This is a genomic window from Acinetobacter sp. ANC 4178, assembly GCF_004331175.1.
Lineage (GTDB): Bacteria > Pseudomonadota > Gammaproteobacteria > Pseudomonadales > Moraxellaceae > Acinetobacter.
In genome coordinates this window covers 420438-435286 of record NZ_SJOD01000001.1, presented here as the reverse complement: position 1 = coordinate 435286, position 14849 = coordinate 420438, and the positions used below count along the sequence as shown (strand labels likewise).

The following is a 14849-nucleotide window of genomic DNA, read 5'->3' as shown; positions in this document are numbered from 1 at the left end:
ATGTAGAAATGGAAGAGGGGAAATGTATATAAATGGTTGAAATGGTGAAGAAGTTGTGGATTTGGGCTAAGGAAGTTTTAAACTTACGAACAACTTGACTTGAAGTCATTCGTAAGCAATTTAAGCAATTAAGCTTGATATTCAACAACATCCATACAAACAGCTTGTTGTTCTTCTTTGCTGGTTTCTTGCGCAGCTTTGCGGGTTTCTTGCAAAATAGATTTGTACTCAGGGTCAGACTGGAGTTGACCTAAAGACATTGGGCTAGAGTAATCTTTTAAATACTCTTGTGTCAGTATTTGTATGTTTGCATCTAATTTAGCATTTTTACCAATAATTGCAGGGCAAACTTCAGCCATAATTTGAGCCGATGCAACATCTTCTTTTACCATGCTATTGGCTTCTTCTGGGCTTAAGCCTTCGTTATTGGCACTGACAGCTTGAGCAAATAGGATGGAAAAACCTAAGCCTAAAACACGACAAAATGATAAAGTTCTAATCATTGTAAGGTTCTCATTTAGTGATAGATATTGAGCGCTAATATATATAATTTCACATATAATTCAATGAAATGTTCTAGTCAGTCACTTTTTTAAGCGAGTTTTTTGTGAATATTCTTATTGCTAACGATGATGGTGTCTTTGCGCCAGGGATACAAGCTTTAGCACATGCGCTAAAACCATTAGGACGAGTGGTGATTGTGGCACCCGAAAGTGAACGAAGTGGTTTTTCCAGTGCTTTAACTTTAGATCGACCATTGCGTCCCATTTCAATTGCGCCAGATGTTTGGGCGGTGAATGGGACACCCGCAGATTGTGTGTATCTCTCCATGAATGGGCTCTTCGATTTTGAGTTCGATTTGGTGGTCAGTGGTATTAATAGTGGTGCCAATCTTGGTGATGATGTGCTGTATTCAGGTACGGTTGGTGCGGCATTTGAAGGGCGCTTAATGAAACAACCTGCAATTGCAGTCTCTTTGGCAGGAAGCAATGTACGTGGTTATGAGCATCCAGAAGATTATGCAGTTGCGGCGCAATGGGTACATGACTTTATTCAGGCTGGTTTACCAGAATTACCACCGCGTCATATTTTGAACATTAATATTCCTGATGTTGCTGAGCTGCAAGGTCAGAAAATTACCTATCAAGGTCGCCGTTATCAATCTAAACCGATTACCAGTCATGTCGATCCACGTGGTCGCCAAGTGTACTGGATTGGCTTGTCTGGTGAAGCAGTGGCTGAACCAAAACAAGGGATTGCGGGGATTGAGTCGGATTTTTTTGCTGTTGCAAATGGTTTTGTCAGTATTACGCCTATTCAAATGGATGCGACCAATTATGAAATTTTACAGAACTTGCATGAACAGTATCGCTAAAACATCAAAAGTCTTGTAAATGTTGTAACTTTGTGAAAAAGTCCGTGAATGCGGATTTTTTCAAAATATTTTTGCTACTCTTACGCGCATGAAAACCAATAAAGACATATAGAGAGGAAGATAAATGCCTGCGATGTCGCAAAATCGGATCTTTGCTACGCCAACAGCATTGTTGAAAACCCTAGTAATCTCAACTGCTATTGTGACCACTGCTATTTTAAGTGGGTGTGCATCCAAACCTCAGATTAATAACCCGACCCGTTACGCGACGGCTCCAGACTATTATACCGTTCGCTCTGGCGATACTTTAAGTGGAATTGCGGCGCGTTATGGACTAAGTTATATCAGCATTGCCGATATGAATGATGTTGCGCCGCCTTATCGAATTTATGTAGGCCAGTCGCTCAAGTTGAGAGGTTCTGGCAATAATCGTCGTACTACTACGACGCAAGCTGTTACACCAACTACTCCGATTCAACGTCAGGCAATTACATTACCAACTACTCCGCCGGTCACGGCAACATCTTCGACCAGCACAGTACCTGTGACGCCTACGCAAGCGAGTTCTTTGCGTTGGGTTAAACCATCAAATGGTGCAGTTATTGAAAACTTCAATTTAACCAATAATGTGAAAGGTATTCGTTATAGTGGCAATGTGGGTGATCCAGTGTATGCCTCTGCAAATGGTCAAGTGGTCTATGCAGCTGATGGGCTTAAAGAATATGGCAACTTAATCTTAATTAAGCATATTGATGGTTATATCACGGCGTATGCGCATAACAGCAAGATGATTGTGAAAAGCGGAGAAAATATAACGGCTGGTCAAAAAATTGCAGAGATGGGTTCTTCTGGTGCAAGCCGTACTATGCTTGAGTTTCAGGTACGCTTAAATGGTAAACCAATCAATCCGACCAATGTTTTACCAATAAATTAAATTAAGATCATTACAACTTTTAAATTTCACCGTATAATCCAATGAGTTGCTTTTATTGAAAGGTAGGAGCATCTCATAAGTTTAGAGGGAAATTTATGTTAGATCAACTTCGAGCAATGGGAGTGTTTGCTTGTGTTGTGGAAAAATGTTCGTTTAGCGGAGCCGCACGAGAGTTAGGAATTACTACAAGTGCTGTAAGCCAACAGATTCGTTCTTTAGAACACGAGATGGAAGTGATCCTTCTACATCGTTCGACACGGAAATTGAGTTTGACTGAAGCTGGACAAGCTTTTTTTCATAGCTGCCAAGAGATGCTAGCTGCTGCAGAGCGTGGGAAAATTCGTATTAACGAATTACGTGATGACCTAGTTGGGGAGTTGCGTATTGCAACAACTCCAGAGTTAGGCGCAAATCACGTTATTCCTGCATTATCACATTGGATGTCGGCCCATCGAGGTTTAGCTGTTCATTTGGAAGCGGACAATCATTATATTGATTTGATAGAAGGTCGAATTGATATTGCGTTACGTATGAGTCCGAAAATTGAAGATCAGAGTTTAAATGCGGTTCCACTGGCCCGCGTTGAACAAGTGTTAGTTGCTTCACCGAGTTATTTAAATCAGACGGCGCCTATTTCGCGTCCAGAAGATTTAAAGAATCATGATCTGATTCCCGTTAACTTAATGAAAAACTATGAAAGTTTTGCATTCCAGCATGGTATTTCTGGTGAGACTGCGAGTATTGAAATGAATTCGCGTTTAACCACCAATAATGTGTTGGTTGCCAAGTCTTTATGTTTGCAAGGACATGGAATTTCTCGAATTTTATATCTTGATGTTCAAAAAGATTTAGTCAATGGTACATTGGTAGAGGTATTACCAGAGTGGAAATTACCTAATTTTTACTTATATGCAATTACATCTAAACGTGAACAACAGCCTATGAAAATTCACCGTTGTTTAGATGCATTGAAACAATATTTTAGCCAATTACCCGGTGGCAGAATTTATCAAGAAGCTTCATAAAAGCTGAAATAAAAAAGCCGCTAAACGCGGCTTTTTTTGTTGGGCGATGCAATGTATTTTACATCGCTGTATGATTAAGCAAGGTAAGCTTGAATCATATTCACTAAGCGCTGAATTAATTGATCTGCTTGCTCTTGAGTGATATTTAATGGTGGCAATAAGCGTACCACTGAGCCCGCAGTGACATTAATAATCATTTGGTATTCATCCCGTGCAATATGAACCAATTCTGCACATGGTTTTGGTAAATCAATACCAATCATTAATCCAAAACCGCGCACAGAGACTTTTTGATCAGAAAGCTGTTGAGCCAATTGCTGAACAATATAGCTCCCCATATTTGCGGCATTTTCAAGTAAGTTTTCTTTCTCAATCACATCAAGTACGGTGTAAACAACACGTGAACCTAAAGCAGTACCGCTGTAGGTTGAGCCATGGTTTCCAGCAGTGAGCACGCCTACACCACGACCTTGGGTCATGACAGCGCCAATAGGGAAGCCATTGCCTAAACCTTTGGCTGTAGTCAGTACATCTGGCACAATATTGGTGTGTTGATAAGCAAAATATTTACCAGTACGACCATTCCCAGTTTGAACTTCATCAAGCATCATTAACCAATTATGTTGATTACAGATGCGACGAATATCTTCTAAATAACTAAAGCCTTGCGGTGCAGTATTTACGCCACCTTCACCTTGAATCGGTTCAACTAAAATCGCCACGATATCTGGATGTTGAATTGCAGCTTCTTCAATAGCTTCGATGTCACCAAATGGTACACGAATAAAACCTTCAACTAATGGGGCAAAACCTTCTTGAACCTTCTTATTTCCTGTAGCTGATAATGTTGCTAAGGTACGGCCATGAAAAGAATGATCTGCGACAATAATTTTAGGTATTGCAATACCTTGTAAGTGTCCGAATTTGCGTGCAATTTTGATTGCGCCTTCATTCGATTCTGCACCACTATTTGAGAAGAATACTTCTTCCATGCCAGCAACTTGTGCAAGTTTTTGCGCAGCGGCAGTTTGCCAAGGGACTTCAAATAAGTTGCTGGTATGAATAAGCGTACCTGCTTGTTCAGCAATCGCTTGGGTCACTTCGGGATGAGAGTGCCCTAAACCACAGACCGCAATCCCTGTTAAGGCATCTAAATACTCAGTTCCATCTGCGGTATATAAATACGTTCCTCGACCTCGGACAAAGCTGATCGGTTGACGGCCAAATACTGGCATCAAATGAGATGGTTGATCAGTTTGTATAGGGGCTTGAGTAAAGGTATTCATAACTAACTCGTATTTGATAAGAAATTAAAAGCTTCACTAGCATTGGCATACGAAAAGTATGGAGATGATAGTGGGTTGATTTTCCAATTCGATCAGAACTAGAAAACAATGCCTATATAAGCAAAATCTCATCTAGAATTAAAGCCTGAATGCAAATAAAACTGGAAATATTGCTTTAAGCATATTGTTTTGTTGTGTTTTGGGTATAATGCAAGGCAGATTAGTTGAGGATTCATCAATGACTGAACAAACACGCGATACCGAAGCGTTAATTCGTGACCAGATTGCCAAACACGCAGTTCTTCTTTACATGAAAGGCACTCCGCAATTTCCACAGTGTGGTTTTTCTGCACGTGCGGTAGAAGCTCTCAGTCAAATTGGTCGTCCGTTTGCTTACGTTAATATTCTAGAAAATCCAGATATTCGTGCAACATTACCACGTATTGCAAACTGGCCAACATTCCCACAATTGTGGATTAACGGTGAGTTAATTGGTGGTAGCGATATCATGCTTGATATGTTCCAAAAAGGCGAATTAAAGTCTTTGGTTGAGCAATACAGCCCTGCACCAGAAGCATAAGTAATTTTGCTGATGTAGTAAAAAGCCAACAGATCGTTGGCTTTTTTTATGGGTAGAAATATTGAAGTTGAAGATTTAGCTACGCCATTTTTAAATGTGGTCGTAATAAGGGGAGGTCTTGGTCGTGTCCTACCATATGGGTATATTGCGCTAGGCTAAACATTTCCAAATCTTCTTCGCTATTCCCATAAGCATAAATATTTGTATAATCTGCGATAGGGTATTGTTCAGTGATGCGAATCTTTTTTTGTATTCGGCTACAGTCGGCAGATTGATAATGTCCCGTTAAACGACCCGCAATAATTTCAGTTTCGGTGCAGATAAGATCAATCGACAATAATTGGCATAATGGTTTTAAATATAAATCGACTGATGCTGAAACCAAAACCACATCATGTCCAAGTGCCTGATGTTGTCGCAATTGCTCAATAAATTTAGGGTCTAATTCGTGCATCAGTTGATGTGCATATTCTTCAGCAATTTGTTGAATTTCAGCATAATCAGCATCCTTAAACATGCTATAAAACAGTTTTGGTCGCATGGCGTGAGCAGGGTAGACATTTAAATAGTAGGCTTGAATCCATGGTAGGAGTTTCAAGCCTTGTTTGACGATATGTCGTTTGGAGAGTGCATAAAAAATAAAGCCCGTAAAGCTGTCTTTTTTGCACAAAGTTCCATCAAAATCGAATAATGCTAGATTTTTATGCGTTTCGCCCGTTGCATACATGTTTCATAACGTCCATTCACACGGCTGGCAAACCAGTTGGTATTATAATCACGACTTAATTTTGGTCCTGAAATGACCACTTGAGGCATCATGGCATAAAATGCCTTTTTCCCTGTTTTTTCTTCATAGAGTTTTGTTACGGCGCGATACGTCGCGGTCTCTTCAAAATCTTTCTCTTTTTCTTTTTTCAAATCACTGCGAATTTGGCGTGGTGTAACCAAAACATTATTTTGGGCAAATACATTGATTAACTCGCGTTCTGACTCGCTGTTTGCTGAACGTACAGAGCCATCTTTATTATAGAGTAATAGGTCACCGTCAAGGCTGAGTTCGGCTTCAGTTAGGTCATTTAACATGCTTTGGAAGGCCGCATTACGACTTGAATACATGCCTGAGTTGTAATCGGCAAAACGGTAAATCGCTTTGTCATAATCAGCAGGATACATCATCAAACGGTGAATACCGTAATACAATCCGCCGTATTGGCTGTATAAATCGGTACGCAACTCAGCAATATTGCCACCTTGGCGTTTATGCGCTTTGGCATAGCCAATATGGACTTGCATAGAACCCAATGTGGTAATTGGATTCATTTTTTCGCCAACATCTTGCCCAACCAACTTGGCAGCACCAGTAAGCGCACTAACATGATAATGTTTTGACATATAGTCGAAAATTTCACGATAAAGTTCGTCTAATTGGCGCTCGGTTTGTACGCGACGCATTTGACTTAAGTAATTATCTTCAGGGCTAGGCTGCGTTTTTAAGACTTCTTCAAAATAACCAGCAACTGTGCCACCAATAGTTTCGCCTAATTTATCGGTAAATTTTTCAGTGAGACGATCTTGTACTTCTTTTACTGCTTTTTCACCCAAACCTGGCACTTTTGGATCGGCAACAAAGTTAGATTCTTGATCGACTACAGCCACAATACTGCAAATATTCTCTTTGGTTTGTGGAATACCCAACTGTTCGGTAATGTCAAAAATATCTTTGGCCCAAGTACTACGGTCATTCGCACGTGTAGGAATAAGACGTTTAATTTGATCACTATTTAAAGTAGGCTCGTCATCCTTCCACCATGAGTGATCGCCACAGGCAACAAGACTAAATGAGAGTGCTAATACACTTAATGGCTTTAGTGATTGAATTAGGGATACAGAAAAAGCAGTTTTTCTCATAGTCTCTGGGGCAATAATAGGTAAGGGATGAGCAAATGCAGTATACTATGTTGCTGATTAAAAGTTATGAATATATGTATATTGCTCCCTATCAACTGTCAAATAATTTAATTGTTCTTCTTAGCTTAGATGAGAGAGATGAATGTTTTAAAAATCTCTATTGAATTGCTGGTAAATTTTAAACAGAACATGATGTGAAGCGGTTTGTTAATTTTAGGCTTTCGTTGTTTTTGTGTTCTTTTTGTGTAAATGCTATAATTTTAGCATTGATAATAATTTTTTTAAAAACTGCTTTTCATGATGCAACTACACGTATCCAACCTAACGATGAGCTTGGCTGGTCAGGAGCTATTCGCTATAGCGAAAGTACCTGCGATGCAACGTCGACGGTTATCATCACTTGCAAAACTTGCATTAAATAATGCCATACATGTTTTAGATCTTGGAAAAGCTGATTATATTGTCTGGGTGTCGCAATATGGCGATGAAGCAAAAACACTGAATATCTTAGAAGATGTGCTGAAGGATCAAACGCCATCGCCGACCCAATTTTCCACTTCAGTACATAATGCAATTTCTGGTTTATATTCCATTTTATGTCAGGATGCGACCCCAGCGACCAGTTTGGCTGGTTCATGGAATGATGGTTTGGTTGAGGCTTATGCATGGCTAAAAACAGTCCCCAATGCACGCCAAGTATTAGTGATTTATTATGAAGCATCATTACCCGATATTTATGTAGAGCATCAGTCATTTTCTGCTTTTTCTATGGCAGCTTTAGTTTCATTGCAGCCAGCCAATTTAACGGTCAATCCCAATATCATGATTGAAGCACAAGCACATTTTAAACAGGCTTTGAGATTTTATGATTTCTGGCAAAACACTGACCAGAGTCAATACGAAGCGTGGACCAAATGCTAAAAATGAGGCAAGTCAAACAAAAAGCCAATTATATATGGCGTGTTGCTGCAACTGGATTTAGTTTTGCCAGTTTTGGTCTTGGTGGTGTAGCGATTGGTGCTGTGATTGCGCCAATGGTGAAGGTGAGTTCGCAAAACTTAGAACTCCGTACACAGCGAACGCAGAAAGTCATTAAGCATAGTTTTAAAGGTTTTACCGAAATGATGGTGAAACTCGGCATCATGACCTATGAGGTTGAAGGCTTAGACAAACTGCAACACAGCCAGCAGGAGTTGGTCATTGCCAATCATCCGACACTGATTGACGTGGTGGTTTTAATTGGTTTAATGGAGCAGGCGAACTGTGTTGTAAAACAGGCTCTATGGTCAAACCCATTTACTAAAGGCCCTGTACAAAATGCAGGTTATATTTTAAATGCGGGTTCTGAGCAATTTATTCAGGATTGCGTGTCAAAATTACAACAAGATCGCGCAGCATCTTTGCTGATTTTTCCTGAAGGAACACGGACTGCAAAGGGCGAACTGTTGAATGATTTTCAACGAGGGGCAGCCAATATTGCGTTGCGTGCTGGAGTTCCAATTCGTCCTGTGCTGATTACGTGTACACCATCAACACTCACGAAAAACGAAAAATGGTATCATATTCCAGATCGTCCCTTTCATATTCAAGTGAAAGTACTGGATGCGATTCGAGTGGAAGACGTATTGGATGATGTAACAGTTAATCCCAAAAATGTGCGTCAATTAAATCAACAATTACAGTGGTTTTTTAACCAAGAGTTATCCGTAAATGAGTAATCTTGCTGATGAATTAAAGCAAATGATTATTGATGTCCTCGCCCTTGAAGACATCAGTATTGAAGACATTGATACAGACGCACCTTTATTTGGTGATGGTTTGGGTTTGGATTCAATTGATGCTTTAGAATTAGGTTTAGCTTTGAAAAAGCGCTATGGCATACATTTGAATGCAGAGTCGACTGAAACTAAAGAACATTTTAAATCAATTCAAAGCTTAGTGGCTTTGGTTGAAATGCAACAAACGGCATAAGAGGTTGTAATGCTAACTCAAGAACAAGTACTCGAAAAGTTACGTGAATGGATGGATGAACTTTTTGAGATTGAACAAGACGATGTTCAGTTAAATTCAAATCTTGCATCTGATTTAGATGTAGATAGTATTGATGCCATCGATTTGGTGGTAAAAATTAAAGAATTGACAGGTAAGCAAGTCAATCCTGAAGATTTTAAGAACGTTCGTACAGTGCAAGATGTTGTGACTGTTATTCAGAACATGTCTGCTGCATGAACAATATTTTTAAAGGGGTAGCAGTGGTCGGATTGATCCTCTATCCTTTTTTTGTGGCTTATGCTTTAGCACATGGACAGTATGTTTGGGTTAGCGCCTTATTGATTGCACTGGGTGTTCTTCGTCTATTGAGCAAGGGTAATGCGTTGCTGTGGCCATTAACGGGTTTTGCCATTTTATGTGGTGGGCTCAGTTTGATTTTAAAAGATCATGCATGGCTTAAGCTTTACCCTGTCTTTATGAGTCTTGGGGCATTGTTTATTTTTGCCAGTACCTTGATCCGACCACCTTCGATGATTGAACGTTTTGCACGTTTGGTGGAGCCTGATTTGCCCAAAGAAGGGGTAGAGTGGACTCGTCAAGTCACCAAAGTTTGGTGTGGATTTTTCTGCATTAATGCATTCATCGCGCTGATCACCGTTTTTTTTGCACCGATGAAGATTTGGGTGTTGTATAACGGTCTGATTTCCTATGTCTTGATGGGTGGTTTGTTACTGGGTGAGTTCATCTTGCGCAAGCGCCAGCAACGGCTGCATCAGGCACAGAAATAACAGCGTTTCGGTCAGGGTAACTTGAACAGTGACGTCGAACTATAGCGATTAGAAATACGGTTTTAAAAATAAATTTTATGTCTTGTCATTTTCAACACCATATACATTCATCTCGTCCCTTGTGTGTTCAGGCGGACTTAAGCCTGATTTCTTTTCAAGCCTTTTGGTCGGATGTGGCTGAGCAAGCTGAACAAATTCAACACTTGAATCAAACTGTATGGGCGCTTTGGGAACAAGACAGTTATGAATTTTTAGTATTGTTGTTTGCTGCCCTGCAAGCAGGCAAGCAAGTGCTATTGCCGCCGCATCGGGTTAGCGACTTAGAAAAAGAATTGGCTGAACAGCAGATTTATTTTTTAAAACGTTTGCCGTCGTCAACAGTAACGCCAAACTTCGAGCTTCAATTTGATGATGCTTTTCTTAATCGGGCTCAGCTGTATTTTTATACTTCGGGTTCAACTGGGCAGCCGAAAAAGATTCCGCGCACCTTACAGCAGTTGTTCAATGAAGTCTACGGTTTAGAAGCCAGTTTTGATTTGCCTGAGCAGGCCGTTGCGATTGCTACGGTGAGCCATCAGCATATTTATGGTTTATTGTTTAAGTTGTTGTGGCCCTTAGCCAGTGGGCGCAGTTTCTACCAAAAACAACTGGCTTTCCCTGAAGATGTGGTTGATCTTCAAAAGAAAATTGCCCATCTGCAACTGCCCAATTATGTGATTTCTAGTCCTGCATTGCTGAAGCGCTGGACCACAGATGTGGTGTTAAATGACTGCCATCGGGTCTATTCCTCTGGCGGAAAGTTGGATGCCGGCGTGCGTCCCTTGCTGAACCGCCCGATTACCGAAGTGTTTGGCAGTTCTGAAACAGGCGGGATCGCCCACCGTCAGGCGGATGATGCGCTATGGACACCCTTTGCCAATGTCGAAATTAAATGTGCCGATCAGCAAGAGTTAGCCGTCAAAACCAACCATGCCTTTAGCGCGGATTGGATTTTGACCGGAGATAAAGTGCAGGTCGTAGATGCAGACAATCCCAAAAGTCCGTTTCAGTTATTGGGACGTTTGGACCGCATTGTCAAACTCGAAGAAAAACGCTTAAGTCTCGATGCGATTGAAATAAAAATCGCTGAGTTGGATGAAATACGCCAGTGCCATGTCCTAATTCATGAAAAAGAACAGCGTCAGATTTTGGCGGTGGTGGCAGTGTTGACTGAGGATGCTCGGGCGGTTCTCATCAAAAAGGGCAAAGCCGCCTTTACCGCACAACTGAAAAAACAATTACAACAGAAGCTGGAAAGCATTGCGATTCCGCGGCAGTGGCGGTTCTTAACGCAAATGCCACAAAATGCACAATCGAAGCTGAATCAACAGTATTTAAAATCACTCTTTCAACCGATGAGCTTGCCTGTGGTATTGACGCAGCAATCTCAGGATGCGCAGATCAGTTATGCTTTGGAATTTATTCCTGAATTGGAATGCTTTAAAGGACATTTCCCTAACTTTCCGATTTATCCGGGCGTAGGGCAAATTGGTTTTATTCAGCATTTTGCTAAACAGAACTGGGCAGATTTACTATGGTGTAATGGTTTTGAGCAGTTAAAATTTCAGGGGTTGATCCAACCCTATCAAACCGTGGAATTGTTACTCAGCCGTAAAGCGCATAAGGTCAGTTTTGAGCTGAAAAATCATGACAAAATATTGGCATCAGGACGTTTGCTGTTTGCTGTCCCTACAGACGTTTAAGCCGAGAGACAAAATGAAACACTGCTTTGTGATTCCTGTGTATAACCATCCGCATTATTTGGCCGAGTTATTGTCACATTTAAGCTTTTTTGAGTTACCGATTATTATGGTGAACGATGGCAGTGATGCTGCTTGTACGGCGGTGTTACATCAACTCGCGCATGACTACGCAATGGTTGATTTGGTTGAACATACCCATAATCAGGGTAAGGGGCAGGCGGTGATCACAGGTCTCAAGCATGCCTTTCAATGCGGTTATAGCCATGCCTTGCAACTGGATGCCGATGGACAACATGACTGGCAGGATGTGCAACGCTTTTTAGACACATCTATCCTGCACCCCGATACCATGATTATTGGTCAGCCGATCTTTGATGCGACTGTGCCAAAAAAACGTCTCTATGGCCGTTATGCAACGCACATTTGGGTGTGGATTAACAGTCTGTCTTTTGACATTAAAGACAGCATGTGTGGCTTCCGCGTTTATCCTTTGGCGCAGACAGTGAACATTCTAAACATAGCCAAGTTTCAACCGCGGATGGGCTTTGACTCGGAAATTTTGGTGCGTTTGAAATGGGACAATGTACCGTTTATCAATCTGCCCACGCATGTGATTTATCCCGAAGGCGGCATTTCACATTTTGATGTTTGGCGTGACAATCTAGGCATGGCACGCGCGCATAGTCGCTTATTGGGTGGCATGTTGCTGCGGTTCCCCAAGCTGATTTATCAGAAAGTCAAAGGCTAAGGCGGTCAAAGAAGCTTATGCAGAAATGGAGCGCCGTAAAAGAGCGGGGCGGGATGTTACCGCTGATGCTAATGTTGGGTTTCTACCGTTTAGGTGGGCGTTGGCTGTGCAGAGTCATCTTGTACTTTGTGATTTTATGGTACTGGCTCTTTTCCAATACCGCGCGTCAGGCTTCTCTGTTGTACTTAAAAAAACTGCATCATTTTGCCAGTGCACAGTCACCGTTTCAGGTTGAACCGCAGCTTTGGCACAGCTATGCGCATTTAATGCAATTTGGCGAATGTATTTTAGATAAAATTGAAGGCTGGCTTGGGCATATTCCTGAGCAGAACTTAAAATTGCATGGTCATGTACACTTTCGTTCGCACTATCAAAAAGGTGCAGTGATTGTGGTGTCACACTTTGGCAATATTGAATTGCTACGTGCCATCAAAGCAGAGCATTCGCAGAAAATTAATGTGTTGGTTTATCAAAAACATGCCACCAAGTTCAATGAGTTTTTAAAAAAGCTGAATGAACATGCCGATGTCAATTTGGTATCGGTGGATGAGTTGGGAATCGAAACAGCACTAATTTTGCAGGATAAATTGGATCAGGGTGAATGGGTGATTGTGGCAGCAGACCGCGTACCCGTGCAGTCGGATCGGGTACAATCGGTTGCTTTTTTAGGCGAGCAAGCGCTGTGGCCGCAAGGTGCTTGGATTTTGGCCAGTTTATTAAAAGCTCCTGTGTTGGCGGTGTTTTGCTATCGAGTAGATAGACACTTTGAAGTGCATATTCACCCAGTGGCGGAGCAGTTAAATTGGCCACGTAAAGAGCGTTTACAGGCTATGCAACAGACCACACGACAGTATGTGGAACTGTTGGAACAGCATTGCATACGCGCGCCCTATCAATGGTTTAATTTTTATAATTTTTGGAATAAAGGATAAGTCTTGTGTTAATTGTTGGGGAAACTCCGCTCAGTATTGAAGATGTTGTGGCTGTAGCACGTAAAGAAAAACAGGTGGCATTGCCGACCTCTGCTGAATGGACAGCATTGATTCAACGCGGCGCAGATTTCCTCGATCAGCTGTTGCAAGACGAAGGCGTCATTTATGGCGTGACCACGGGTTATGGAGACTCGTGCTTGGTTGAAATTCCAGCCCACCAAGTGCATGAGCTGCCGCTACATTTGTCGCGTTTTCATGGCTGTGGCATGGGGCAAAACTTAGACGTAATTACCGCACGTGCTGTTGTGGTCGTGCGTTTATGTTCTTTGGCACGCGGCTATTCGGGTGTTTCGCATGCCTTGTTGCAGCGTTTGGTTTGGATGCTGAATGAAGATGTGATTCCTGTGATTCCCTCGGAAGGTTCGGTGGGTGCCAGTGGGGATTTGACGCCTTTATCTTATATCGCTGGGGCATTGGTCGGTGAGCGCGATGTGTACTATCAAGGCCAGATTGTACCGATTGCGCAAGTGTATGCCGAAAAAGGCTTGCAGCCTTTGGTGATGCGTCCTAAAGAAGGCTTAGCCCTGATGAATGGTACAGCGGTCATGACCGCGATTGCTTGCCTCAACTATAAAAAAGCAGAACAGATTTCTTTTGCCAGTACCTTGATTACCGCACTAAATGTTTTGGCCTTAGAGGGCAATCCAAGCCATTTTGATGAAGTCTTGTTTGCGCAAAAACCGCATCCGGGACAGCAACATATTGCAGCCCAATTACGTGACTGGCTGAATAGCGAAGTGCAAACTGAACACCAAAGTTCACGTTTGCAAGACCGTTATTCACTGCGCTGTGCACCGCATGTGATTGGGGTGTTTGAAGACTCCAAAGTATGGCTTCGTCAGTTTATTGAAAATGAGCTGAATTCAAGTAATGACAATCCATTGATTGACCCAATGAACCTGCGGGTACTGCATGGCGGACATTTCTATGGCGGACATATTGCCCAAGCCATGGACAGCCTGAAAATTATGATCGCGAATATTGCTGATTTGATGGATCGTCAGTTGGCGCAGTTGGTGGACTATAAAATGAACAATGGTTTACCGCGTAATTTAACCGGTTCTAGTCCTGAGCGTTTGCCGCTGAATCATGGCTTTAAAGCGGTGCAAATTGGGGTTTCGGCATGGACGGCAGAAGCCTTAAAACAGACGCTCGCTGCATCAATTTTCTCACGCTCAACCGAATGTCATAATCAAGACAAAGTCAGCATGGGCACCATTGCCGCACGTGATGCTAGCCGTGTCATTACTCTGACCGAACAAGTGATTGCAGCACTCAGTTGTGCAGCAGTTCAGGCGGTCAAACTCAAAGGGGTAGATACAGAACTCAGCCCTGTTTTAACAGCATTTCAACACTGGGTGCTTCAGAACTTCACCTATGTAGCGGAAGATCGTCCTTTGCAACAAGAGCTTCAGGCGCTGGTTAATCGCTTTGAGCATTTAGAACTGTTAGACAGCATTGCTGTTCAATATTCATAGG

At 41.9% G+C, this 14849-nt stretch carries 17 protein-coding genes; 13 read left to right on the top strand and 4 right to left on the bottom strand.

Going from position 1 to position 14849, the window contains the following annotated elements; translation table 11 throughout:
- Positions 1 to 128: 128 nt before the first annotated feature.
- On the bottom strand, positions 129 to 503 hold the full coding sequence (locus tag E0H87_RS02030; protein WP_131321924.1) for an MCR_0457 family protein: 375 nt from the start codon (positions 501 to 503) through the stop codon (positions 129 to 131).
- A gap of 104 nt (positions 504 to 607) precedes the next feature.
- On the opposite strand from E0H87_RS02030, the gene surE reads away from it, so the two are divergent.
- From surE to E0H87_RS02015, 3 genes are all read left to right on the top strand, one after another.
- Positions 608 to 1375 (top strand): 5'/3'-nucleotidase SurE, encoded by a 768-nt coding sequence (surE, locus tag E0H87_RS02025; protein WP_044740268.1) that lies wholly within the window; start codon positions 608 to 610, stop codon positions 1373 to 1375.
- Between the two features lie 124 nt (positions 1376 to 1499).
- Positions 1500 to 2309 carry a peptidoglycan DD-metalloendopeptidase family protein gene (locus tag E0H87_RS02020; protein ID WP_131321922.1) on the top strand — a complete coding sequence of 270 codons (810 nt, stop codon included), beginning with the start codon at positions 1500 to 1502 and terminating at the stop codon, positions 2307 to 2309.
- A 95-nt stretch (positions 2310 to 2404) separates the two neighbouring features.
- Positions 2405 to 3334: a LysR family transcriptional regulator gene (locus tag E0H87_RS02015; protein WP_131321920.1), complete on the top strand. Its 930-nt coding sequence runs from the start codon at positions 2405 to 2407 to the stop codon at positions 3332 to 3334.
- A gap of 74 nt (positions 3335 to 3408) precedes the next feature.
- Here the strand turns inward: E0H87_RS02015 and E0H87_RS02010 are convergent, their stop codons facing one another.
- Positions 3409 to 4620 (bottom strand): aspartate aminotransferase family protein, encoded by a 1212-nt coding sequence (locus E0H87_RS02010; protein WP_131321918.1) that lies wholly within the window; start codon positions 4618 to 4620, stop codon positions 3409 to 3411.
- 238 nt (positions 4621 to 4858) lie between these two features.
- Here E0H87_RS02010 and grxD point away from each other — a divergent pair, with 238 nt between their 5' ends.
- Entirely contained in the window at positions 4859 to 5200 is a 342-nt protein-coding gene (gene grxD / locus E0H87_RS02005; protein ID WP_131321916.1) for a Grx4 family monothiol glutaredoxin, read from the top strand.
- Positions 5201 to 5279: 79 nt separating this feature from the next.
- Here the strand turns inward: grxD and E0H87_RS02000 are convergent, their stop codons facing one another.
- Positions 5280 to 5927, bottom strand: coding sequence for an HAD family hydrolase (locus E0H87_RS02000; RefSeq protein ID WP_131321914.1), 648 nt, complete (start codon positions 5925 to 5927; stop codon positions 5280 to 5282).
- Positions 5894 to 7108, bottom strand: coding sequence for a DUF1615 family protein (locus tag E0H87_RS01995; protein ID WP_131321912.1), 1215 nt, complete (start codon positions 7106 to 7108; stop codon positions 5894 to 5896). The genes E0H87_RS02000 and E0H87_RS01995 overlap by 34 nt, the downstream gene beginning before the upstream one ends.
- Positions 7109 to 7405: 297 nt before the next feature.
- On the opposite strand from E0H87_RS01995, the gene E0H87_RS01990 reads away from it, so the two are divergent.
- The 9 genes from E0H87_RS01990 (at position 7406) to E0H87_RS01950 (ending at position 14848) form a co-directional block, all read left to right on the top strand.
- Positions 7406 to 8029 carry a beta-ketoacyl synthase chain length factor gene (locus tag E0H87_RS01990; RefSeq protein ID WP_131321910.1) on the top strand — a complete coding sequence of 208 codons (624 nt, stop codon included), beginning with the start codon at positions 7406 to 7408 and terminating at the stop codon, positions 8027 to 8029.
- Positions 8023 to 8826, top strand: coding sequence for a lysophospholipid acyltransferase family protein (locus E0H87_RS01985; protein WP_131321908.1), 804 nt, complete (start codon positions 8023 to 8025; stop codon positions 8824 to 8826). The genes E0H87_RS01990 and E0H87_RS01985 overlap by 7 nt, the downstream gene beginning before the upstream one ends.
- Positions 8819 to 9079 carry a phosphopantetheine-binding protein gene (locus tag E0H87_RS01980; protein ID WP_131321906.1) on the top strand — a complete coding sequence of 87 codons (261 nt, stop codon included), beginning with the start codon at positions 8819 to 8821 and terminating at the stop codon, positions 9077 to 9079. Before E0H87_RS01985 ends, E0H87_RS01980 begins: the two co-directional genes overlap by 8 nt.
- Before the next feature lie 9 nt (positions 9080 to 9088).
- Positions 9089 to 9337 carry an acyl carrier protein gene (locus tag E0H87_RS01975; protein WP_016166723.1) on the top strand — a complete coding sequence of 83 codons (249 nt, stop codon included), beginning with the start codon at positions 9089 to 9091 and terminating at the stop codon, positions 9335 to 9337.
- Complete coding sequence (locus E0H87_RS01970) at positions 9334 to 9888, top strand: septation protein IspZ (protein ID WP_131321904.1); 555 nt, start codon at positions 9334 to 9336, stop codon at positions 9886 to 9888. Before E0H87_RS01975 ends, E0H87_RS01970 begins: the two co-directional genes overlap by 4 nt.
- A 77-nt stretch (positions 9889 to 9965) precedes the next feature.
- Positions 9966 to 11630 (top strand): AMP-binding protein, encoded by a 1665-nt coding sequence (locus E0H87_RS01965; protein WP_131321902.1) that lies wholly within the window; start codon positions 9966 to 9968, stop codon positions 11628 to 11630.
- 13 nt (positions 11631 to 11643) lie between these two features.
- Positions 11644 to 12378, top strand: a complete 735-nt coding sequence (locus E0H87_RS01960; protein ID WP_131321900.1) for a glycosyltransferase family 2 protein — start codon at positions 11644 to 11646, stop codon at positions 12376 to 12378.
- Positions 12379 to 12395: 17 nt separating this feature from the next.
- Positions 12396 to 13310 (top strand): acyltransferase, encoded by a 915-nt coding sequence (locus E0H87_RS01955; protein WP_131321898.1) that lies wholly within the window; start codon positions 12396 to 12398, stop codon positions 13308 to 13310.
- Positions 13311 to 13315: 5 nt separating this feature from the next.
- Complete coding sequence (locus E0H87_RS01950) at positions 13316 to 14848, top strand: HAL/PAL/TAL family ammonia-lyase (RefSeq protein ID WP_131321896.1); 1533 nt, start codon at positions 13316 to 13318, stop codon at positions 14846 to 14848.
- Position 14849 lies beyond the last annotated feature (1 nt).